The sequence below is a fragment of the Kitasatospora sp. NE20-6 genome, assembly GCF_045862635.1.
Genome location: NZ_BPRL01000081.1, coordinates 1 through 21,221 on the forward strand (window position 1 = coordinate 1; position 21,221 = coordinate 21,221).

17 protein-coding genes, 1 tRNA gene and 1 rRNA gene are annotated in these 21,221 nt (G+C 73.9%); 8 read left to right on the plus strand and 11 right to left on the minus strand.

Annotation, left to right across the window (positions count from 1 at the left end; all coding sequences use genetic code 11):
* Positions 1-99: ribosomal RNA gene (gene rrf, locus SNE206_RS35640) — 5S ribosomal RNA — on the plus strand; the annotation flags it as partial.
* A 99-nt stretch (positions 100-198) separates the two neighbouring features.
* On the opposite strand, the gene SNE206_RS35645 is transcribed toward rrf, so the two are convergent.
* The gene (locus tag SNE206_RS35645) at positions 199-855 is read right to left on the minus strand and encodes a class I SAM-dependent methyltransferase (RefSeq protein ID WP_407917722.1); all 657 of its coding nucleotides are present in this window, start codon (positions 853-855) and stop codon (positions 199-201) included.
* Positions 856-961: 106 nt separating this feature from the next.
* Complete coding sequence (locus SNE206_RS35650; RefSeq protein ID WP_407917723.1) at positions 962-1,414, minus strand: N-acetyltransferase family protein; 453 nt, start codon at positions 1,412-1,414, stop codon at positions 962-964.
* 135 nt (positions 1,415-1,549) lie between these two features.
* On the opposite strand from SNE206_RS35650, the gene SNE206_RS35655 reads away from it, so the two are divergent.
* Complete coding sequence (locus SNE206_RS35655) at positions 1,550-3,793, plus strand: ATP-dependent RecD-like DNA helicase (RefSeq protein WP_407917724.1); 2,244 nt, start codon at positions 1,550-1,552, stop codon at positions 3,791-3,793.
* A gap of 225 nt (positions 3,794-4,018) precedes the next feature.
* Entirely contained in the window at positions 4,019-5,308 is a 1,290-nt protein-coding gene (locus tag SNE206_RS35660; RefSeq protein WP_405011286.1) for a citrate synthase, read from the plus strand.
* Positions 5,309-5,386: 78 nt separating this feature from the next.
* On the opposite strand, the gene SNE206_RS35665 is transcribed toward SNE206_RS35660, so the two are convergent.
* On the minus strand, positions 5,387-6,427 hold the full coding sequence (locus tag SNE206_RS35665; protein ID WP_407917755.1) for an IS30 family transposase: 1,041 nt from the start codon (positions 6,425-6,427) through the stop codon (positions 5,387-5,389).
* 923 nt (positions 6,428-7,350) lie between these two features.
* Between SNE206_RS35665 and SNE206_RS35670 the strand changes: the two genes are divergently transcribed.
* On the plus strand, positions 7,351-8,070 hold the full coding sequence (locus SNE206_RS35670) for an SDR family NAD(P)-dependent oxidoreductase (protein WP_407917725.1): 720 nt from the start codon (positions 7,351-7,353) through the stop codon (positions 8,068-8,070).
* Positions 8,071-8,130: 60 nt separating this feature from the next.
* Here the strand turns inward: SNE206_RS35670 and SNE206_RS35675 are convergent, their stop codons facing one another.
* Positions 8,131-10,395, minus strand: coding sequence for a heavy metal translocating P-type ATPase (locus SNE206_RS35675; protein ID WP_407917726.1), 2,265 nt, complete (start codon positions 10,393-10,395; stop codon positions 8,131-8,133).
* A 63-nt stretch (positions 10,396-10,458) separates the two neighbouring features.
* Complete coding sequence (locus SNE206_RS35680; RefSeq protein ID WP_407917727.1) at positions 10,459-10,677, minus strand: heavy-metal-associated domain-containing protein; 219 nt, start codon at positions 10,675-10,677, stop codon at positions 10,459-10,461.
* 247 nt (positions 10,678-10,924) lie between these two features.
* Between SNE206_RS35680 and SNE206_RS35685 the strand changes: the two genes are divergently transcribed.
* Positions 10,925-12,100: a PP2C family protein-serine/threonine phosphatase gene (locus tag SNE206_RS35685; protein WP_407917728.1), complete on the plus strand. Its 1,176-nt coding sequence runs from the start codon at positions 10,925-10,927 to the stop codon at positions 12,098-12,100.
* Positions 12,101-12,140: 40 nt separating this feature from the next.
* Here SNE206_RS35685 and SNE206_RS35690 read toward each other — a convergent pair whose 3' ends face one another.
* Positions 12,141-13,835 carry a bifunctional 3'-5' exonuclease/DNA polymerase gene (locus SNE206_RS35690; protein WP_407917729.1) on the minus strand — a complete coding sequence of 565 codons (1,695 nt, stop codon included), beginning with the start codon at positions 13,833-13,835 and terminating at the stop codon, positions 12,141-12,143.
* 182 nt (positions 13,836-14,017) lie between these two features.
* On the opposite strand from SNE206_RS35690, the gene SNE206_RS35695 reads away from it, so the two are divergent.
* Positions 14,018-16,042: a M3 family metallopeptidase gene (locus SNE206_RS35695; protein ID WP_407917730.1), complete on the plus strand. Its 2,025-nt coding sequence runs from the start codon at positions 14,018-14,020 to the stop codon at positions 16,040-16,042.
* Between the two features lie 24 nt (positions 16,043-16,066).
* On the opposite strand, the gene SNE206_RS35700 is transcribed toward SNE206_RS35695, so the two are convergent.
* The gene (locus tag SNE206_RS35700; protein WP_407917731.1) at positions 16,067-16,744 is read right to left on the minus strand and encodes a TetR family transcriptional regulator; all 678 of its coding nucleotides are present in this window, start codon (positions 16,742-16,744) and stop codon (positions 16,067-16,069) included.
* Between the two features lie 129 nt (positions 16,745-16,873).
* Here SNE206_RS35700 and SNE206_RS35705 point away from each other — a divergent pair, with 129 nt between their 5' ends.
* A complete protein-coding gene (locus SNE206_RS35705; RefSeq protein WP_407917732.1) occupies positions 16,874-18,109 on the plus strand; it encodes an acyl-CoA dehydrogenase family protein in 1,236 nt (411 codons plus the stop codon).
* Between the two features lie 51 nt (positions 18,110-18,160).
* Here the strand turns inward: SNE206_RS35705 and SNE206_RS35710 are convergent, their stop codons facing one another.
* The 3 genes from SNE206_RS35710 to SNE206_RS35720 form a co-directional block, all read right to left on the minus strand.
* Entirely contained in the window at positions 18,161-18,943 is a 783-nt protein-coding gene (locus SNE206_RS35710; protein WP_407917733.1) for an enoyl-CoA hydratase/isomerase family protein, read from the minus strand.
* 32 nt (positions 18,944-18,975) lie between these two features.
* On the minus strand, positions 18,976-19,395 hold the full coding sequence (locus SNE206_RS35715) for a RidA family protein (protein ID WP_407917734.1): 420 nt from the start codon (positions 19,393-19,395) through the stop codon (positions 18,976-18,978).
* 86 nt (positions 19,396-19,481) lie between these two features.
* Positions 19,482-20,063: a GNAT family N-acetyltransferase gene (locus SNE206_RS35720; RefSeq protein WP_407917735.1), complete on the minus strand. Its 582-nt coding sequence runs from the start codon at positions 20,061-20,063 to the stop codon at positions 19,482-19,484.
* A gap of 63 nt (positions 20,064-20,126) precedes the next feature.
* On the opposite strand from SNE206_RS35720, the gene SNE206_RS35725 reads away from it, so the two are divergent.
* Positions 20,127-20,732 (plus strand): TetR/AcrR family transcriptional regulator, encoded by a 606-nt coding sequence (locus SNE206_RS35725; protein WP_407917736.1) that lies wholly within the window; start codon positions 20,127-20,129, stop codon positions 20,730-20,732.
* A gap of 49 nt (positions 20,733-20,781) precedes the next feature.
* Here SNE206_RS35725 and SNE206_RS35730 read toward each other — a convergent pair.
* Positions 20,782-20,857, minus strand: a tRNA-Arg gene (locus SNE206_RS35730).
* Positions 20,858-21,221: the final 364 nt, after the last annotated feature.

The window sequence follows — 21,221 nt, forward strand, 5'->3', positions numbered from 1 at the left end:
AGGGAAACGCCCGGTTACATTCCGAACCCGGAAGCTAAGCCTCGTAGCGCCGATGGTACTGCAGGGGGGACCCTGTGGGAGAGTAGGACGCCGCCGAACAATTCTTCGAGAGAAGCCCCCTCCCCTTGCCGGGAGGGGGCTTCTCTGCGTTTCCGGCCCAGTTTCCGGCACATGCGTGCCGGCGTGGATTTCCGGAGCTCAGGTCCGTGCGATCAGGGCGTACCGTTCGTCGGGCACGACGCGGCCCCAGAGCGCGGCGTCGTGTTCGAGCGGGACGACCGTCAGCTCGCGTACGTGCGGCCGGAGCGCCGCCGCGAGGGTCTCGGCGCGCACACCGCCGGCCCAGGGCAGTCGGGGCACCCCGGGTGCGTACGGGCGGCCGTCGCCGTCGGCCTGGGCCCATCGGCCCTCGACGAGAACGAGGGTGCCGCCGGGCCTGAGCAGTGTCGTCCAGTGGTGGAGGGCGCTCTCCGGCGAGGGCAGGGTCCACACCAGGTGCCGCGAGAGCAGGGCGTCGTAGCCGTCGGGCCGGGCCGGCGGTGCGGCGGCGTCGCCGACGTGCAGGTCGGCCCGGAGCCCCGCGGCGGTGAGCTTGGCCCGGGCCCGGGCGACCATGCGCGGGGCGAGATCGATGCCGGTCACCCGGTGTCCCTGCCGGGCGAGCAGGACGGCGAGCGATCCGGTGCCGCATCCGAGGTCCAGGACGTGGCCGGGCGCGGCCGGGAGCCAGTCGTGGAGGCGGGCGGCCCAGGCGGCCCGGGTGGCCGGGTCGCGGAGCCCGTGGTCGGGTTCTTCGTCGAAGGTGGCGGCTGCGGTGTCCCAGTAGGTGCTGATCGGTGATCGGGCGTCGGTCATCGGCCGAGTGTCGCACCCGCTCCGGACACCGGGGCGGGGACACCGGGGCGGGGACGGCGGGCAAGGGGCGGCGGGCAAGGGGCGGCGGGGAGGGCGTGCGAGGCGGTCAGAGGGCGCGTTTGAAGCCCACGTGGGAGGCGGTGAAGCCGAGGCGCTCGTAGAACCGGTGGGCGTCCGTCCGGGAGGCGTCCGAGGTCAGCTGGACGAGGTCCGCCCCGAGCTCGCGGGCGCGTTCGACGGCCCACCCGACCAGGTGGCCGCCGAGGCCCCTGCCGCGCTCCTCGGCGTGGACCCGGACGGCCTCGATGATCGCCCGGGTGGCGCCGCGGCGGGCGAGGCAGGGCACCAGGGTGAGCTGGAGGGTGCCGACCGTCCGGCCGCCGCGTTCGGCGACGACCAGGTGCTGCTGCGGGTCGGCCGTGATGCGGGCGAACGCCGCGCGGTAGGGCGCGAGGTCGTCGGGCGTCTCCCGGGCGGCGCCGAGCGGATCGTCGGCGAGCAGGGCGACCACGGCGGGCAGGTCGGCACAGGTGGCGGGTCGGATGATCGGATCGGTCATGGACCGACCCTACGGGCGGCCCAGCCGGGCAGGTCGGAGGGTTCCGGGGACGGTGTCCGGTTGTCGGTGCAGGGCGGTACGGTGCGTGGCAGGACGGTCACCGCGTCGAGCGTCGCCAGCACCGGGAGGGGCCACGTGGACACGAAGCAGCAGCCGGAGGTGCCCCGGCAGCTCGCGCAGGTGGACGGTGTGCTGGAGCGGATCACCTACGCCAACGAGGAGACCGGTTACACCGTGGCCCGGGTCGACACCGGGCGCGGCGCCAACGACCTGCTGACCGTGGTCGGGGCGCTGCTGGGTGCCCAGCCGGGGGAGTCGCTGCGGCTGTTCGGCCGGTGGGGCTCGCACCCGCAGTACGGGCGGCAGTTCACGGTGGAGAACTACACGACGGTGCTGCCCGCCACGGTGCAGGGCATCCAGCGCTATCTCGGGTCCGGGCTGATCAAGGGGATCGGCCCGCGTTTCGCCGAGCGGATCGTGGAGCGGTTCGGCGTGGAGACGCTGGAGGTCATCGAGAACGAGCCGAAGCGCCTGATCGAGGTGCCGGGTCTCGGGCCGAAGCGGACGAAGATGATCGCGGCCGCGTGGGAGGAGCAGAAGTCCATCAAGGAGGTGATGGTCTTCCTGCAGGGGGTCGGGGTGTCGACCTCCCTCGCGGTGCGGATCTTCAAGAAGTACGGGGACGCCTCGATCGGCGTGGTGAAGAACGAGCCGTACCGGCTGGCCTCGGACGTCTGGGGCATCGGCTTCCTGACGGCCGATCGGATCGCGCAGGCGGTGGGCATCCCGCACGACAGCCCGGAGCGGGTGAAGGCGGGTCTGCAGTACGCGCTCTCGCAGAGCAGCGACCAGGGGCACTGCTACCTGCCGGAGGAGCGGCTGATCGCCGACGGGGTGAAACTGCTGCAGGTCGACGTGGGGCTGGTGATCGACTGCCTGGCGGAGCTGGTGGCGGAGGAGGGGGTGGTCCGCGAGAGCCTGCCGGGAGGGGGCGGTGACCCGGTCTCGGCGGTCTACCTGGTGCCGTTCCACCGGGCGGAGATCTCGCTGGCCAACCAGTTGCTGCGGTTGCTGAACACGCCGGAGGACCGGATGCCGGCCTTCTCCGGCGCGGCCGGTGCCGCGCTCGACTGGGATGCCGCGCTGGGCTGGCTCGCAGGCCGGACGGGTGCTCAACTCGCGCCCGAGCAGCGGGATTCGGTGAAGCTCGCGCTCACCCGGAAGGTGGCGGTGCTGACCGGCGGCCCGGGGTGCGGCAAGTCGTTCACGGTGAAGTCGATCGTGACGCTCGCCCTGGCGAAGCGGGCGAAGGTGGTGCTGGCCGCGCCGACCGGGCGGGCGGCCAAGCGGCTGGCGGAGCTGACGGGGGCCGAGGCGTCGACGGTGCACCGGCTGCTGGAGCTGCGGCCGGGCGGCGAGGCCGCGTACGACCGGGACCGCCCGCTGGACGCGGACCTGGTGGTGGTGGACGAGGCCTCGATGCTGGACCTGATCCTGGCGAACAAGCTGGTGAAGGCGGTGGCGCCGGGCGCGCACCTGCTGTTCGTCGGGGACGTCGACCAGCTGCCGTCCGTCGGTGCCGGCGAGGTGCTGCGGGACATGCTGTCGGAGGCGAGCCCGATCCCGTCGGTGCGGCTGACCAGGATCTTCCGGCAGGCCCAGCAGTCGGGGGTGGTGACCAACGCGCACCGGATCAACGAGGGTCTGCCGCCGGTGACGGAGGGTCTGCCGGACTTCTTCCTCTTCGCGGAGGAGGACACCGAGCGGGCGGCGGGGCTGACGGTCGACGTGGTGGCGCGGCGCATCCCGCAGCGCTTCGGGCTGGACCCGCGGCGTGACGTGCAGGTGCTGGCGCCGATGCACCGCGGTCCGGCCGGCGCGGGCAACCTGAACACGCTGCTGCAGGCGGCCGTGACGCCGGCGCGGGAGGGTCTGGCGGAGCGCCGTTTCGGTGGCCGGACGTTCCGGGTGGGCGACAAGGTGACGCAGATCCGGAACAACTACGAGAAGGGCGAGAACGGCGTCTTCAACGGGACCGTCGGGGTCGTCACGTCGCTGAGCGTGGAGGACCAGCGACTGACGGTGCGCACCGACGAGGACGAGGAGGTGCCGTACGACTTCGACGAGCTCGACGAACTGGCGCACGCGTACGCCGTGACGATCCATCGGTCGCAGGGGAGCGAGTACCCGGCGGTGGTGATTCCGGTCACTGCATCGGCATGGTCGATGCTGCAGAGAAACCTGCTGTACACGGCCGTGACGAGGGCGAAGAAGCTGGTTGTGCTCGTAGGGTCACGGAGGGCGATCGCGCAGGCCGTTCGGGCCGTCAGTGCAGGTCGCAGGCACTCTGCGCTCGATCACAGGCTCGCGGTTGGATGATCGTCCCAGGGTGCGCTACGGTCCCGGGTTGTCTTGACGTGAAGAGATTTAGGGCGGAACCTGGTTGGGCGCCGATCTTGTCCGGTTCGGACCGGTCATGGCGACAGGTTTTGTATGGCGGGCCCCTTTTCGGCCCACCCCGGGTGCGCGGCTGTCCTCCGGATGGGGGATCGTGGAGACAGTCAGGGCAGTCGGATGAGGATTCATTTCGTCGGTGAGGAAGACGTGAGCGACAACTCGGTAGTACTGCGGTACCAGGACGGCGAGTACGAGTACCCCGTCGTCGAGAGCACTGCGGGCAACGCCGGCTTCGACATCTCGAAGCTGCTCCCGCAGACCGGCCTGGTCACCCTGGACAACGGCTTCGGCAACACCGCCGCGTACAAGTCCGCGATCACTTTCGTGGACGGTGACAACGGCATCCTGCGCTACCGCGGTTACCCCATCGAGCAGCTCGCCGAGCGGGGCAACTTCATCGAGACCGCGTACCTGCTGATCAACGGTGAACTGCCGAAGGCCGAGGAGCTCTCGGTCTTCACCAACGAGATCACCCAGCACACCCTGCTGCACGAGGACGTCAAGCGCTTCTACCAGGGCTTCCCCCGGGACGCGCACCCCATGGCGATGCTGTCCTCGGTCGTCGGCGCGCTCTCCACGTTCTACCCGGAGAGCCACAACCCGTTCGACGCGGAGCAGCGCCACATCTCGACGGTGCGCCTGCTCGCCAAGCTGCCGACGATCGCGGCCTACGCGTACAAGAAGGCGATGGGCCAGCCCTTCGTCTACCCGCGCAACGACCTGAGCTACGTCGAGAACTTCCTGCGGATGATGTTCGCGGTCCCCGCCGAGGACTACGAGATCAACCCGGTCATCGTGAACGCCCTCGACAAGCTGCTGATCCTGCACGCGGACCACGAGCAGAACTGCTCGACCTCCACCGTGCGCCTCGTGGGTTCCAGCCACGCGAACCTCTTCGCCTCGATCTCGGCCGGCATCTCGGCGCTGTGGGGCCCGCTCCACGGCGGCGCCAACCAGGCCGTGCTGGAGATGCTGGAGCAGATCCAGAAGGACGGCGGCGACGTCGACGCCTTCATCCGCAAGGTGAAGAACCGCGAGGACGGCGTCAAGCTGATGGGCTTCGGCCACCGCGTGTACAAGGCCTTCGACCCGCGCGCCGCGCAGGTCAAGATCCTTGCGCACGAGGTGCTCGGCCAGCTCGGCAAGAGCGACGAGCTGCTCGACATCGCGCTCAAGCTGGAGGAGCACGCGCTCAGCGACGACTTCTTCGTCTCGCGCAAGCTCTACCCGAACGTGGACTTCTACACGGGCCTGATCTACCGCGCGATGGGCTTCCCGACCAGCATGTTCACCGTGCTGTTCGCGCTCGGCCGCCTGCCCGGCTGGATCGCCCACTGGCACGAGATGATCAACGACCCGACCAGCCGCATCGGCCGCCCGCGGCAGATCTACACCGGCACCGCGATCCGCGACTACGTGGAGCTCGGCGAGCGCTGACCCGGCTCGTACGAAGGGCCCGGCCGTCCCCCCTCGCGGGGGCTTGGATTCCAGGGGTCGTCGCAACACCATCTGGTTTTAGGTGGTGAGTAGATCACGTAGACGCTCGGCTGGGGTATCCCAGTCGAGCGTCTTGCGTGGGCGGCCGTTGAGTTCCTGGGCGACGTGTTCGAGGTCTTCGGGGCCGTGGACGCTCAGGTCGGTGCCTTTGGGGAAGTACTGCCGCAGCAGCCCGTTCGTGTTCTCGTTGGAGCCGCGCTGCCAGGGTGAGGCCGGATCGCAGAAGTAGACGGGCATGCCGGTGGCCGTGCTGAACTGCTTGTGGCGTGCCATCTCGCTGCCCTGGTCCCAGGTGAGGGAGCCGCGCAGGTGGGCGGGCAGGGTCCGGATCGTGGTGACGAGGCCGTCGCGGACGGTCTCGGCGTCGCGGGCTCCGCCCGGCAGGTGGACCAGCATGGTGTAGCGGGTGCTGCGCTCGACCAGGGTGGCGATCGCGGAACGGCCGCCCGCGCCGATGATGAGGTCGCCCTCCCAGTGGCCGGGCACCGCCCGGTCCTCGACGTCGGCGGGACGGTCGCTGATCATCACCATCGGATCGGTGAAGCGCGAAGTGCGCCGTTCGGGGTCCCGGTGTGGCCTGCGACGGGTCCGGCCGGAACGGATCGCGGCCTGGACCTCGCGTTTCAGGCCGCCGCGGGCCTGGAAGTACAGCGCCTGGTAGATCGTCTCCACGCTCACCCGCATGCTCTCGTCGTCGGGATGCTCCTTGCGCAGAGCGTGGCAGATCTGCTCCGGCGACCACCGCCTGCGCAGCCGCTCCTGGACGAAACGGCGCAGCCGGCCCTCCCGCGACAGTTTGCGTTCCTTGGGACGGGGCCTGCGTGCGGCGGCGGCCCGGTGGGCGGCGTAGGGCTGGTAGCCGTCGTTGCCGAAGTTCGCGTCGAGCTCCCGCTTGACCGTGCTTGCCGGCCGTCCCAGAGTGCGTCCGATCGCCCGCAGCGACCGGCCCGCCGTATGGAGGTCGCGGATCTCCTCGCGCTCGGCGAGCGTCAGGAAACGTGGGTGAAGCTGCTTCTCCAGGGCCGTCAGGCCCACCGGTGCCGTGGTCACACCGCCCATCGTGACGGTCCCCGCCGTGTAGTCGACACGGCGCCCGTCGGGGTAGGTGCGCGAAGAGCTGGTCTTCTTGACGCCCCGGTCCCAGTCCCGGGCCGTGCGCTCGTTCACGCCGACCCGCCGGGCCGCCTCCCGGCCCGCGACGCCCCCGGCCCGCAGCCGCTCGTACTCCTCCCGCCCGGGATGCCTGCGGGGCAGACGCTCCGAACGCCGCCCGGCCTTCCGCGCCCAGCCGAAAGCGGTATTCCGGTTCACCCCCAGCTCACGCGCCACCACGGTCACATTCCCCACGACATCCAGCCGCGCAAGGAAACGCTCCCGCAACCCGGCAAGATCACGCTCAACGCCCACGGTCCTCGCAACTCCCACAGATCGCGGGTGTTGCGAGGACCGTTAGAACCCGAGGGGAGTGGCCGGGCCCTTCGCCGTGCGCGGCCCGGGGGCCGCGGACGAGGTCTGCGGCGCACGGCACCCAGGTGCGACAGCTCCAGGAACGGCCGCTCAAAGCGTCCCTGGCCCCTCGCACCCCGGCGCCGTGCGCCGTGCCGCCGATGAGGTCGGCAGCCGTTCCGGGGCCCGCCGGAGCCCCGTGTGCGGCGGCCGCCCGGAGCGGGGACGCGAAGCCGTTCGCCGCGTCGCCGCGGGCCGGGCACCCGCTGCACTACACACGGTATGACGTATCGGGGGGCCGGGAGTTACGTTCCGGCAGTGTGAGTTCGCTCTCTCCACCCTCCGTGTGCGGGCGTGCCGGATCCGCGCTGTCCCTTATCACACGCTTTCCGGCGTGCTGCGTCACCCTCCCCGCATCGCCGGCGACCCAGCGTGATACGAATCGTCCCGTCCCCGGCCGCGGCCGGGGAGGCCCCGCCGGTGCGGTCCGCCCGCACCTCCGCCGGGCCGTACCCGGACAGGGAGGGAACGCGAGGATGACCAGGAACGTCGTCGTCACCGGTGGCGGTACGGGCATCGGCTTCGAGGTGGCCCGCAGGTTCGCCGACGCCGGCGAACGGGTCGTGATCGTCGGCCGCCGCCGGGCCGTGCTCGAACAGGCCGCCGCGGAGCTGGGCGGGAACGTCACCCCGCTGGTGTGCGACCTCGCCGATCCCGATGCCGTCGAGGCGGCGCTCGGCTCGCTCCCCGCCACCGTCGACGTGCTGGTCAACAACGCGGGCAGCCGCGAGACGGTGATCGGCGCCGGCCCGCACGCCGTCCTCGCCCGCTGGCGCGGCGACTTCGAGCGGAACGTGCTCACCGTCGTGCTGCTCACCGAGTCGATCCGCGACCGGCTCCCCCCGGGCTCCGGCCGGGTCGTCACCGTCAGCTCCATCGCGGCGCTGCGCGGGGCCGGCTCCTACGGTGCCGCGAAGGCGTCGCTGCACGCCTGGAACCACTTCCTCGCGGCGCAGCTCGGGCCGTCCGGCATCACGGCCAACATCGTCGCCCCGGGCACGGTGGCGGGCACCGAGTTCTTCGGGCCGCGGCTGGACGACGCCGAGGTGTCCCGGCGGGCCGCCCGCACCCTGCTCGGCCGGATCGGCGAGCCCGCCGAGGTGGCGGCCGCCGTGTACTTCCTGGCGTCGCCGGAGGCCGCGTTCATCACCGGCGAGATCCTGCACTGCAACGGCGGCGAGCTGCTCGGGCGCTGAGCCCGCACGCCGGAAGGCCCCGGTCGGCGGCTGCCGACCGGGGCCTTGGGCGTACGGGGGTCAGGAGGCGTCGAAGCTCCGCAGCCGGAGGCTGTTGGTGACGACGAAGACCGACGAGAACGCCATGGTGGCGCCGGCCACCACCGGGTTGAGCAGCCCCGCCGCGGCGAGCGGCACCGCCGCGACGTTGTAGGCGAACGCCCAGAAGAGGTTGCCCTTGATGGTGGCGAGGGTGCGCCGGGAGAGCCGGATGGCGTCGCCGGCGGCACGGAGGTCGCCGCGGACGAGGGTCAGGTCGGCGGCCTCGATGGCGGCGTCGGTGCCGGTGCCCATCGCCAGACCGAGGTCGGCCTGGGCCAGTGCGGCGGCGTCGTTCACGCCGTCCCCGACCATGGCCACGGAGCGGCCCTCGGCCTGCAGCCGCCGAACGGTGGCGACCTTGTCCTCCGGCAGCACCTCGGCGATCACGTCCTCGGCGGGGATGCCGACCTCGGCCGCGACCGCCTCGGCGGAGGCCCGGTTGTCGCCGGTCAGCAGCACCGGCCGCAGGCCGAGGGCGCGCAGGTCGGCCACGGCCTCGGCGCTGCCGGGTCGGACGGTGTCGGCGACGACGAGGACCGCGCGGGCGGCGCCGTCCCATCCGACGGCGACGGCGGTGCGTCCGGCCTGTTCGGCGGCGGCACGGGCGGCCGCGAGCTCGGGCGGCAGGTGCTGGGCGTGGTCGGCGAGCAGGGCCTCGCGTCCGGCGACGACGGCGTGGCCCTCGACGGTGCCGAGGACACCGCGGCCGGGCACGTTCCGGAAGCCGTCGACGGGCGGCAGGTCGCCGGTGCGCGCGGCTGCGGCGGCGGCCACGGCGGCGGCGATCGGGTGCTCGGAGGCGTGCTCCAGGGCGCCCGCGAGGCGCAGTGCCTGCCGTTCGTCGACCCCGGCGGCGGTGTGGACGGAGATCAGGGACATCCGTCCGCTGGTGACGGTGCCGGTCTTGTCGAGGACGACGGTGTCGACGCGGCGGGTGGTCTCCAGCACCTCGGGGCCCTTGATGAGGATGCCGAGCTGGGCGCCGCGTCCGGTGCCGACCATCAGGGCGGTCGGGGTGGCGAGGCCGAGGGCGCAGGGGCAGGCGATGATCAGGACGGCCACGGCGGCGGTGAAGGCCTCGGTGGGGCTCCGGTCGAGCAGCAGCCAGGCGACCAGGGTGGCGAGGGCGACGAGGATGACCACGGGGACGAAGACGGCGGAGATCCGGTCGGCCAGCCGCTGGGCGGCGGCCTTGCCGTTCTGGGCGTCCTCGACGAGCTTCGCCATGCGGGCGAGCCGGGTGTCGGCGCCGACCCGGGTGGCCTCGACGACGAGGCGTCCGCCCGCGTTGACCGTGGCGCCGGTCACGGTGTCGCCGGCGGCGACCTCGACCGGCACGGACTCGCCGGTGAGCATGGAGGCGTCGACGGCGGAGGTGCCGTCGGTGACGACGCCGTCGGTGGCGATCTTCTCGCCGGGGCGGACGACGAAGCGCATGCCGACGGCCAGCCGGTCGACGGGGATGCGTTCCTCGCGACCGTCGCGGAGGACGGCGACGTCCTTGGCGCCGAGGTCCATGAGGGCGTGCAGGGCGGCGCCCGCGCGGCGCTTGGAGCGGGCCTCCAGCCAGCGTCCGAGCAGGATCAGGGTGGTGACGGCGGCGGCGGTCTCCAGGTAGAGGGTGGAGGAGGCGTCGCCGGGGCCGGTGGTCAGGGAGAAGCCGTGGCGCATGCCGGGCATGCCGGCGTCGCCGAGGAAGAGGGCCCAGACCGACCAGCCGAACGCGGCGAGGGTGCCGAGCGAGATCAGGGTGTCCATGGTGGCGGCGCCGTGCCGGAGGTTCGTCCAGGCGGCGCGGTGGAACGGGAGGCCGCCGTACACCACGACCGGGCCGGTGAGGGCGAACGCCAGCCACTGCCAGTTGTCGAACTGCAGGGCGGGGACCATCGACAGGAGGACCACGGGCACGGACAGTGCGGCGCCGATCAGCAGCCGGTCGCGGAGCGGGTCGGGGGCGGCGGCCCCCGGGGTGTCCGCCGCGGCCGGCTCGGCGGCGGGCGGCGGGGGGAGTTCGGCGGTGTAGCCGGTCCGCTCGACGGTGGCGATCAGGTCGTCGACGGCGATGCCCTCGCCGAAGTCGATCCGGGCCTTCTCGGTGGCGTAGTTGACGGTGGCCTCGACGCCGTCCATCCGGTTCAGCTTCTTCTCGACCCGGGCGGCGCAGGAGGCGCAGGTCATGCCACCGATCGTCAGCTCGACGCGCTGCCGTGCGGCGGAGTCCGTGCCGTGCGTGGTGGTGCTCATCTCATCTGCTCCTAGGACGAGCGTAGTGGGGACGCGGACGGGGGCCGCGCCCCCGGGACGGCGTCAGGCCGTGCGTCCGACCAGCTCGTAGCCGGCCTCGTCGACCGCGGCGCGGATGCTGTCGTCGTCGACCGGCCGGGCGGAGGTGACGGTGACGGTGCCGGCCCCGGCGTCGGCGGTGACCCCGGTGACGCCCGGGATGCCGGAGACCTCCGCGCTCACCGACTTCTCGCAGTGGCCGCAGCTCATGCCGGTGACGGTGTAGGTGACGGTGCTGGACATCGGGTGCCTCCGGTCGGTCTGTCGGGCGCGGGCAGTGGCGCCCGTGCTCCCTTCCTCTCACAACACCATACCCCCCTGGGGTATTTCCGCCCGGGGTGGAGGATGTGGCGTGGATCGCGGAGCGCTCCGCCGACAGCAGACGGTAGCCGCAGCGGCACCGTGGGCTCCCGTCCGGGCCCCGCGTGTCACCCGGTGGCCGACGGCGGCGCGCACGGCCGCCCGCGCTGCCGTCCGCTATGTTCGGCCTGTGTTCCGGATCAGCCGAGCCCAGCGGGCCGAAGCGCCCGACCCCACCGGGCTGGCACCTGCCCGCCGCAGGACCGCCCTGCTGGCGACGGACCTCCAGGACCTGTCGTTCCGGCGCCGCGCCACCCCGTCCCTGCTGGCCGTCCTCGCCGTGTCCGTCGTCGACTTCGTCTCCGGCCAGGACCGCTACCTCGCCCCGCTGATGGTCATGGTGCCGTCCATCTCCGCCCTCCTGCTGACCCCGGTCGAACTCCTGCTGGTGTGCGGGGTCGGCTTCCTCTCCCTGCTGTGGCTCAGCAACTACGACCAGGTCGCCACTTTCAACGACGGCCGCTTCCTCTACGGCGCGCTGCTCAGCTACATCGTGCTGACCTTCTTCAGCGCGTACGTCGCCGAGCTGCGCATGCGGCGCGCCGCCGCGTTCGCCGCGGTCAGCTCCGTTGCCGAGGCGGCCCAGCGCGCCCTCCTGCGACGGCCGGGACCGACCGTCGGCCCGCTCGACCTCGCCGTGCGGTACGTCTCCGCCGCGGACGCCGCCCGGATCGGCGGCGACCTCTACTCCGTGCTCGACACCCCGCACGGCACCCGGGTGCTCGTCGGAGACGTCCGCGGCAAGGGGCTCGGCGCCGTGCAGACCGCCGCCGTCGTGCTCGGCGCCTTCCGGGAAGCCGCGTACGACGAGGAACGCGTCACCGCGGTCGCCGGGCGGGTCGAGGCGAGCGTGGAGCGGCACGTGCCGGACGGCGAGTTCACCACGGCGCTGTTCGCGGACTTCCGCGAACCCGGCTCGGTGGAGCTGCTGCACTTCGGGCACGTCCCGCCGATCCGGGTGGGCCAGGACGGCACCGTGAGCGTGCTGGAGGCCGACGAGCCGTGGGTGCCGCTCGGCCTCGGCCCCCTGGTGCCGGGCGAACCCACCGGCTCCCGGGTGCGGTTCGGCCCGCACGACGTGCTGGTGCTCTGCACCGACGGCGTGGTCGAGGCCCGCCACCGCCGTACCGGTGACTTCTACCCGCTCGCCGCCCGGGTCGGCCCGCTCGTCCGCGGCGCGTCACGCTCCGCCGGCGAGCTGGAGGCCGCGGTCGGCCGCGTCTACGCGGACCTGCTCGCCCACACCGGGGGCGAGCTCGGCGACGACGCGCTGCTGATGCTCGTCAGCCGCCCCGACCGGACCTGACCGGACCTGACCCGACCGCCGCACCCCGGCGTGCCGGCCGCTACTTCGCGTCCGCGTAGCAGTCGACCACCGCGGTGCTCATCGGGAAACGGACGGGCGAGTCGCCGAACACCAGGGTCCGGGCCTCGTCCGCCGCCGCGGCGATCTCCGCGGCGACCGCGTCGGCGAGGTCCGTCGGGGTGTGCACCAGCACCTCGTCGTGCTGGAAGAACACCAGGTGCGGCCGGTCGGCCCCGGAGCCGAACACGGCGAGGCGGCGGCGCAGCCCGGCGAGCAGGGCCAGCGCCCAGTCGGCGGCGCTGGCCTGGATGACGAAGTTGCGGGTGAACCGGCCGCGGGCCCGGGCCGAGCGGCCGCCGGCCTCGCCCGCGGTCTCGGGCGCCTCGGTCAGGTCGAGCCAGTCGGCGGACGGCGGCGGGCAGGTGCGGCCCAGCCGGGAGCGGACGATGCCGCCGTCCTCGCCGGTGCGGGCCGCGGCCTCCACGTGGCCCATGGCGGCCGGGTAGCGGCGGCGCAGGGTGGCGAGGAGCGGGCCGATGTCGCCGCCGGTCTGGCCGTACATGGCGCCGAGCAGGCCGAGTTTGGCCTTGGCCCGGTCGCCGTGGAAGGCGGTGGCGGCGAGCGCCTCGTACAGGTCGCCCTCGGCGGCGCTGCGGGCCAGACCGGTGTCGCCGGACAGGGCGGCGAGCACCCGGGGCTCCAGCTGGGCGGCGTCGGCGACGACCAGGGACCAGCCGGGGTCGGCGACCACCGCGCGGCGCAGGATCCGCGGGATCTGCAGGGCGCCGCCGCCGCGGCTCGCCCAGCGGCCGGAGACGACGCCGCCGACGACGTACTCCGGGCGGAAGCGCCCGCCCCGCGCCCACGCGGCCTGCCACGCCCAGCCGTGCGCGGCGTGCAGCCGCGACAGTTCCTTGTAGCGGATCAGCAGGTCGGCGGCGGGGTGCCCGACGCCCCGCAGCTCCCAGCTGCGGGTGGAGGACAGCTGCACGCCCCGGTCGGCGAAGGCGCGCAGCACCTGGGTGTGCGAGTCCGGGTTGAACGGGCGGCCCCCGAGGGCCTGCTGCAGTTCGTCGGCCAGCTCGGCGAGCCGGCGCGGCTGCGCGCCGGGGATCTGCGGGCGCGGCCCGAGCAGCTCGGTCAGCAGGAGGTCGTGCAGGTCGGTGCGCCAGGGCAGGCCGTCGCGGGCCATCTCCGCGGCCAGCAGGCCGCCGGCCGACTCCGCGGCCACCAGCACCCGGAAGCGGGCGCGGGCCGCGTCGTCGCCGATCGCGGCGATCCGGCGCAGCTGCTCCGCGTGGACGGCGACGACGGCCTCCAGCGGGTCGGCCCCCGGGGGGAGCTGGAGCCGGTCCGGGGCGAAGAGGCCGGCCTGTTCGTCGTCGTCCGGGGCCGCCTCGGGCAGGTCGGCGGGCACGGGCAGGCCGCGCAGCCGGGCCCACGCGGCGCCCAGCGAGCGCGGTTCGCCCCAGCCCCCCTCGTGGCCGAGCAGCAGCGGCTCGGTCAGCCGCAGGTCGTGGCAGCGGGCGAGCCGGACGGGCAGCAGCGGCGCGTAGGCGCTGTCGGCGGCCGCGTACACCCAGCGGGGCCGTTCGGCTGCCTCGACGGCCGCGACGGCGGGGCCGAGGAGGGCGGCGTGCTCGGGCGGGCCGAGGGGGGTGCCGTCGTCGGCGAGCGGCTGCAGCCGGCCGCCGGGGCCGTGCGGGTCGGGCGCCAGGGCGTAGCGGGGGGCCATCGGCGGCCTCCTCTCCTCGGTCGTCGCAGCCCGGCGCGGGTACGGCGGCGGGCCTGCTCCGACCGTAGCGCGGTGGACCGACAACGCCCCGCCCCGGCCGTGCGCGGCGAGCTTCCGCCAGCGAGGGAACCCGCCTCCGCAGTCCGTAGGCGGCGGTCATGACGGCGCGTAGGGTCGGCGGAATGAGCGACAATCCCTTCTTCACGACCAGCACCCTGGTCCACGAGCTGCCGCCCTTCGCCGAGATCCGCGAGGAGCACTACCTGCCGGCGTTCGAGCAGGGCATGGCGCTGCAGCTCACCGAGATCGCCGGGATCGTGGCCGACCCCGAGCCGCCGACCTTCGACAACACCCTCGTCGCGCTGGAGCGTTCGGGGGCACTGCTGCGGCGGGTCCGGCTCGCCTTCGAGAACAAGGGCGACGCGGACACCACCCCCGGTCTGCAGGAGCTCGACGCGGTGATCAGCCCGCGGCTCGCCGGTCACCAGGACGCGATCCACCTCGATGCGGGGCTGTTCGCCCGGATCGACGCCCTGCACCGCACCCGCGGCACCCTCGGGCTGGACGGGGAGTCGCTGCGGCTGCTGGAGCGCCGCCACACCGCGTTCGTGCGGGCCGGTGCCGAACTGCCGGCCGACAAGCAGCTGCGGATGCGCGCCGTCAACGCCGAACTCGCCTCGTGCGCGACCGAGTTCCGCCGCAACCTGCTCGACGGCACCCGGGCCCGCGCGGTCGTCGTGGACGACCCCGCCCGGCTGGCCGGGCTGTCGCCCGACGCGATCGCCGCCGCCGCCGCGAACGGCCGCGCCCTCGGGCACGACGGCCGCTACGTGCTCAGCCTGAAGAACTTCTCCAACCAGACCGAGCTGGCCCAGCTCGCCGACCGCCCGCTGCGCGAGCAGCTGCTGGCCGCGTCGCTCGGCCGGGCCGCCGGCACCAACGGCCCGCTCGCGATCCGGATGGCCGCCCTGCGCGCCGAACGCGCCGCCCTGCTCGGCCACCCCAGCCACGCCGCGTACGTCGTCGCCGACGAGACGGCCGGCAGCGTGGCGGCGGTCGAGGCGATGCTCGGGCGGCTGGTCGCGCCCGCGGTCGCCAACGCGGAGCGGGAGGCGGCCGAACTCCTCGCCGCCGCCCGCGCCGACGGTCTCGACACCATCGCCGCGCACGACTGGGCGTACTACGCGGAGCGGGTGCGGCAGGAGTCGTACCAGGTGGACGCGGCCGCCCTGCGTCCGTACCTGGAACTCGAACGGGTGCTCCACGACGGGGTGTTCCACGCGGCCCGGCTGGCCTACGGGGTGACGCTCACCGAGCGGCTCGACCTCACCGCCTACCACCCGGACGCCCGGGTCTTCGAGGTCGCCGACGAGGACGGCACGGCGCTCGGCCTGTTCGTCGGCGACTTCCACGCCCGTGACTCCAAGCGCGGCGGCGCGTGGATGAACGAGCTGGTGCCGCAGTCCGGTCTGCTCGGCAAGCGTCCGGTGGTGGTCAACAACCTCAACATCGCCAAGCCCGCGCCGGGCGAGCCCGCGCTGCTCACCTGGGACGAGGTGCGCACGCTGTTCCACGAGTTCGGGCACGCCCTGCACGGGCTGTTCTCCGACGTCCGCTACCCGCTGTTCTCCGGCACCGCGGTGCCCCGCGACTTCGTCGAGTTCCCCTCGCAGGTCAACGAGATGTGGATGGTGCGGCCGGAGGTGCTGGCGGCCTACGCGCGCCACCACGTCACCGGGGAGCCCATGCCGGCCGCGCTCGTCGAGCGGATGGCCGCCGCGGAGGCCTTCGGGCAGGGCTTCCGGACGGTCGAGTACCTCGCCGCCGCCCTGCTGGACTGGGCCTGGCACACGCTGCCGGCCGGCCGGGAGGTCGCGGACGCCGAGGAGTTCGAGCGCGAGGCGCTGCGCGGGTACGGGCTCGCGGTGGACGCGATCCCGCCGCGCTACCGGACGGCGTACTTCAGCCACGTCTTCGCGGGCGACTACAGCGCCGGGTACTACGCCTACATCTGGTCGGAGGTGCTGGACGCCGACACCGTCGAGTGGTTCCGCACCAACGGCCGCGACGTGCGCGGCAGCGGCGAGGTGTTCCGGCGCGAACTCCTCGCCCGCGGCGGCAGCCGGCCCGCCCTGGACTGCTTCCGGGCCGTGGTCGGCCGCGACCCGGAGATCGGGCCGCTGCTGGAGCGCCGCCGGCTCGGCTGAGGGCTGTCCGCCGTCGGCCGGGGCTCAGTCCTCCCCGGCCGGCGGCGTCACCGGCGGCAGGACGGGCGGCAGTGCGGCGGCCGCCGCGAGGCGCCCCCACAGCAGGTCGGCGAGGGCCTGCACCATCCGGGCCCGCGGGCAGGGCCGCTGCTCCAGCCACCAGTCGCCGGCGGCGAGCACCATGCCGGTGATCGCCCGGCCCCAGGCCTCGGAGAGCAGCGGCCCGTCCGCGCCGAGGTCGACCTGCCGCTGCACGGCGCCGGTGATCTCCTCGGCGATCCGGCGGAGCGCGGGGGCCAGTGCGTTGCCGGCGCCGGTCGGGTCGCCGGGCTCGGGGTGGGTGAGCAGCCGGTAGACCTGCGGCCGGGACTCGATCGCGGCGAGGTAGGTGTCGATGACGTGCTCGACCTGGTCGCGGCGCTCCAGGGGCTCGGTGAGCGCGGCGCGCACGGCGGCCAGCAGGCCGGCGGTGTGGCGCTCGGTGAGTGCGCCGATGAGGCCGTTCCGGTCGCCGAAGTGCCGGTAGAGGATCGGCTTGGTGATGCCGGCCTCGGCGGCGATGGTGTTCATGCTGGCGCCCGGGCCCTCGCGCTGGACCACCCGGTCCGCGGCGTTGAGCAACTGCTCGCGGCGGTGCTCGCCGGAGGGTGCTGCGGCTGGGGTCGGCACGGTGGTGCGCCTCCTCGGTACGGGCGTTGACATGGGCTACCAATGAGTAGCAGACTCCGTCGATGTTACCCGAGGTAACACGCGTTCGGGCACCGCCGTCCCGGCCGCACGCACCCTTCTCCTGCGCACGCCCCTGCGCACACTCCTGCGGAGGTACGCCCGATGAGCACCTTCTCCCTCGACCCCGGCCCGGACCAGATCGCCGTCCGCGACTGGCTGCACGGCTTCGCCGCCGACGTCATCCGGCCCGCGGCGGCCGAGTGGGACGAGCGCGAGGAGACCCCCTGGCCGGTCATCCAGGAAGCCGCCAAGCTCGGCATCTACTCGCTGGACTTCTACGCCCAGCAGTACTTCGACCCCTCCGGCATCGGCATCCCGATCGCCATGGAGGAGCTCTTCTGGGGCGACGCCGGCATCGGCCTCTCCATCGTCGGCACCACGCTGGCCGCCGTCGCGGTGCTCGCGAACGGCACCGAGGAGCAGATCGGCACCTGGGCGCCGCAGATGTTCGGCACCCCGGACGACGTCAAGGTCGCCGCGTTCTGCTCGTCCGAGCCCGACGCCGGGTCGGACGTCTCCGCCCTGCGCACCCGGGCCGTCCACGACGAGGCCACCGACGAGTGGGTGATCGACGGCACCAAGACCTGGGCCACCAACGGCGGCATCGCCCACGTGCACGTCGTCGTCGCCACCGTCGACCCGGCGCTCGGCGCCCGCGGCCAGGCGTCCTTCGTCGTACCGCCCGGCACCCCGGGCCTCGCGCAGGGCCAGAAGTTCAAGAAGCACGGCATCCGCGCCTCGCACACCGCCGAGGTCGTCCTCGACGGCGTCCGGGTGCCCGGCCACTGCCTGCTCGGGGGCAAGGAGAAGCTCGACGAGCGCCTCGCCCGGGCCCGCGAGCGGGCGGCGGGCGGCGGATCCCCCTCGTCCAGGGGCCGGAACGCGGCCATGGCGACCTTCGAGGCCTCCCGGCCCGCCGTCGGCGCCCAGGCGATCGGCATCGCCCGCGCCGCCTACGAGGTCGCGCTCGACTACGCGAAGACCCGCGTGCAGTTCGGCCGGCCGATCATCGACAACCAGGGCGTCGCCTTCCAGCTCGCCGACATGAAGACCCGCATCGACGCGGCCCGGCTCCTCGTCTGGCGCGCCTCCTGGATGGCGGCCAACAACCAGCCGTTCACCGGCGCCGAGGGCTCGATGTCCAAGCTGTACGCGGGCGAGACCGCGAAGTGGGTGACGTCCCAGGCCATGCAGATCCTCGGCGGCAACGGCTTCACCCGCGAGTACCCCGTCGAGCGGATGCACCGCGACAGCGCGATCTACACCATCTTCGAGGGCACCAGCGAGATCCAGCGCCTGGTCATCGCACGGGCCGTCTCGGGGATGCCGATCCGCTGACGCGCCCCGGACCGGGCCCCGGCCGCCCCGGCGCCGGGGCCCGGTCCGCGCTCAGAACCGCGGCTCGCGCCGCTCCAGGAACGCCGCCAGGCCCTCGCGGACGTCCGGCGCCGCACGGGACGCGCGCTCCCACGGCGCCACGGCGGCCGCCGCCTCCTGCGGCGGGACGGCCAGCGCCGCCTTCACCGCGCCGATCGACTGCGGCGAGCGCTTCGCCAGCAGCCGGGCGAACTCCGCCGCCCGCCCGTCGAGCTCGGTGGCCGGCAGCACCTCGTCCACCAGCCCGAACCGCTCCGCCCGCTCGGCGGTCACCAACTCGCCGGAGAACAGCAGGTACTTCGCGCGGGCCGGCCCGACCAGCCCGGCCAGCCGCACCGTCGGCACCGCCGGGTAGACCACGCCCAGCTTCGCCGGGGTGATGCCGAACCGTGCGTCGTGCGCGGCGAACCGCAGGTCGCAGGCGACCGCCAACTGGCACCCGCCGCCCACGCACGCGCCGTGCACCACCGCGACGGTCGGATGCGGGAAGGCCGCCAGCGCCTCCTCGGCGGCCACGTTCTGCGCGTGGTAGGCGTCGGCCCGCGCCGGGTCCGCGTACACCTCGGACAGCTCGGCGATGTCCGCGCCGGCGCAGAACGTGCGCTCCGCGCCGGTCACCAGCAGGACGCGCACGGCGGGCACCGCCGCCAGGCGCTCCAGCACGCCCGGCAGGCCCTGCCACATCGCGAGCGTCATGGCGTTGCGCCGGGCCGGCCTGTCCAGGACGAGCGTGGCCACTGGGCCGTCGAGCTCCGCGCCCAGCCCGGCGACGCCGGTCTCGAACACTTCGGCCATCACTGCCTCCGGGGGGTGGGACGGGGTGCTCCTCACCCTTCCACAGCGGCCTCGCCGCCCACCACGGCCGTCACTGTGATCTCCACCAACTGGCCGGTGTAGCCGAGGCAGGAGACCCCGAGCAGCGTCGAGGTGTGCGGGCCCTCGGCCAGGCCGGACGCGTCGACGACGTCCCAGACCTCCGCCAGCGCCGCCGGCTCGTCCGACACGACGTACACGGTGCTGGCGACCACGTCCGGGAGGGTGCTGCCGACGTGCGCGAGCGCCGCCTCCAGGTTGGCGAGCACCTGCCGGGTCTGCGCGACCCGGTCACCCGGGCCGACCAGGCCGCCCCCGGCGTCCAGCGGCACGCCGCCGGCCAGGAACGCCAGCCGGGTGCCCGGAGCCACCACCGCGGTGTGGGCGTAGCCGGGAGGGGGGAACAGGCTGGGGACCGTACTGCGCTGCACCATGCGGAGGGCCTCCTCGGTCGGGGTGTCGGAAGGCGGCCGGCGGACCGGCGCGCCCGCCCCGATGATCGGCGGCCGGTGACGTCCTGTCACCCGGATTTCGCGGCGTCCCCCTCCGGGGCCGCCGGTCCGCCGCGCCACTCGTGCGCGAGGACCGACCAGACCTCCATGTCCTGCCGGACGCCGTCGTTGAGGAAGTGCTCGCGCATGACGCCGTCCAGGTGCATGCCCATCCGCCGGGCGACCGCCCGGCTGCGGGCGTTGTGCGTGCCGTTCCACCACTCGACCCGGTGCAGGCCGCGCTCGACGAGGGCGTAGTCGATCAGGCACCGGACGGCCGCGCTCACCAGGCCGCGACCCTCGCCCTGCTTCTCCGTCCACGCGCCGATCTCGCACACCCCGGCGGCGGCGTCGAAGGAGACGAACATGACGCCGCCCACCAGCGTGCCGCCGCGCCGGATCCCGAAGATGCGCCCGCCGCCGGCGGCCTGCCGGTCGGCATATCCCTGCAGGGTCGCGCGGGCGGATTCGAGGTCGACCGACCGCCGGGCCCACGGTATCCACGGGTCGGTGTGCGCGCGGGCGCGATCCATGTGGGCGAGGAATTCCTCGGCCTGCCAGGGTTCGAGCGGGCGCAGCTCGGCATCCTCGGCGAGCGGTACGGCGTACACGGCGGATCCCTCCGGTCGGGGCGGCGTCTGCATAACAAACGTTTGGTAGGTACCATAGCGCCCATGACGCCCGCCCGCGGAGACCACGACGCCCGCCGCCGCGACGTCTCCGAGGCGGTGTGGCGGGTGCTCGCGGACCGCGGGTTCGGCGGCCTGACCCTGCGCGCCGTCGCCGCCGAGATGGGCGCCACCACCGGGCTGCTCACCCACTACTTCCCGAACAAGCGGGCCCTGGTCGCCTACGCGCTCGACCTCCTGGACCGGAGGTCGGCCGCCCGGCCCAGGCCTGCGTCGGAGGCGTCCGCCCCGGCCGGGGGGCTCGCACTGCTGCGCGCCGTGCTGCTCGACATCCTGCCGCTGGACGCCGAGAGCGCGGCCGGCAACCGGATCTGGGTGAGCTCGTGGGACGTGGCGCTCGCCGACACCGAGCTCGCGGCCGAGCACGCCGAACGCTACCGGCGGTCGCGGCGGCGGCTCACCGCGCTCGTCGCCGAGGCGCAGCGGTGCGGCGAACTGCCCGCCCGGGATTCCGCCGCCGCGGTCGCCGCCGCCGCCCAGAGCTTCGTGCTGGGCCTGGTGGTGCAGGCGCTGTTCGCGGCGGAGGAGTTCTCCGCGGAGCGCCAGACCGCCCTGCTGGACGGGTTCCTGGCGGGCCTGGCGGCGGCCTGAGGCCGCGGCCCGGGGGCCCTGCGGGTGGTACGGCGCGCATGCGCCGCGGTGGCGCCCCCAGCAGGATTCGAACCTGCGACCTACCGCTTAGAAGGCGGGTGCTCTATCCGCTGAGCTATGGGGGCAAGACCGTGGTCGGGCCCGCCGTGCGCCGACCGCCGGGGCGGTCTGCCTGCGGGCACGCGGCGGTGCCCGTGGCCGGGCTCCGTGGTGCGCTCCGGCGACCGGACCTCCACCCGTACCGGCAGGGCGTGCCCGGGACAGGATAAGGGTGACCGGATCCTTCGCCGGGCCTTGCAGCGCCGCGTCGGGTGTGTCGGCCCGGGCGGAGCGGTCCGATAATCGCAGGTGAAGGCCGGACGTGCAGCGGTCTGGGAGCATCTGGAGCCGGACGTTGTGCAGTCGTTACGGGGCTGCCGCCCCACCTGTTATGGATTCGCCCGGGCGGGGATTGCCCCGGGTCCGCGGGGTGGGGGCCGGATATGGCTT

Coding starts and splice junctions, on each gene's coding strand:
- SNE206_RS35645 (WP_407917722.1), bottom strand. CDS start 855: ATGACCGACGCCCGATCACCGATCAGCACCTACTGGGACACCGCAGCC.
- SNE206_RS35695 (WP_407917730.1), top strand. CDS start 14,018: ATGAGCGACAATCCCTTCTTCACGACCAGCACCCTGGTCCACGAGCTG.
- SNE206_RS35680 (WP_407917727.1), bottom strand. CDS start 10,677: ATGTCCAGCACCGTCACCTACACCGTCACCGGCATGAGCTGCGGCCAC.
- SNE206_RS35700 (WP_407917731.1), bottom strand. CDS start 16,744: ATGTCAACGCCCGTACCGAGGAGGCGCACCACCGTGCCGACCCCAGCC.
- SNE206_RS35710 (WP_407917733.1), bottom strand. CDS start 18,943: ATGGCCGAAGTGTTCGAGACCGGCGTCGCCGGGCTGGGCGCGGAGCTC.
- SNE206_RS35690 (WP_407917729.1), bottom strand. CDS start 13,835: ATGGCCCCCCGCTACGCCCTGGCGCCCGACCCGCACGGCCCCGGCGGC.
- SNE206_RS35665 (WP_407917755.1), bottom strand. CDS start 6,427: ATGGGCGGTGTGACCACGGCACCGGTGGGCCTGACGGCCCTGGAGAAG.
- SNE206_RS35670 (WP_407917725.1), top strand. CDS start 7,351: ATGACCAGGAACGTCGTCGTCACCGGTGGCGGTACGGGCATCGGCTTC.
- SNE206_RS35715 (WP_407917734.1), bottom strand. CDS start 19,395: ATGGTGCAGCGCAGTACGGTCCCCAGCCTGTTCCCCCCTCCCGGCTAC.
- SNE206_RS35725 (WP_407917736.1), top strand. CDS start 20,127: ATGACGCCCGCCCGCGGAGACCACGACGCCCGCCGCCGCGACGTCTCC.
- SNE206_RS35675 (WP_407917726.1), bottom strand. CDS start 10,395: ATGAGCACCACCACGCACGGCACGGACTCCGCCGCACGGCAGCGCGTC.
- SNE206_RS35705 (WP_407917732.1), top strand. CDS start 16,874: ATGAGCACCTTCTCCCTCGACCCCGGCCCGGACCAGATCGCCGTCCGC.
- SNE206_RS35650 (WP_407917723.1), bottom strand. CDS start 1,414: ATGACCGATCCGATCATCCGACCCGCCACCTGTGCCGACCTGCCCGCC.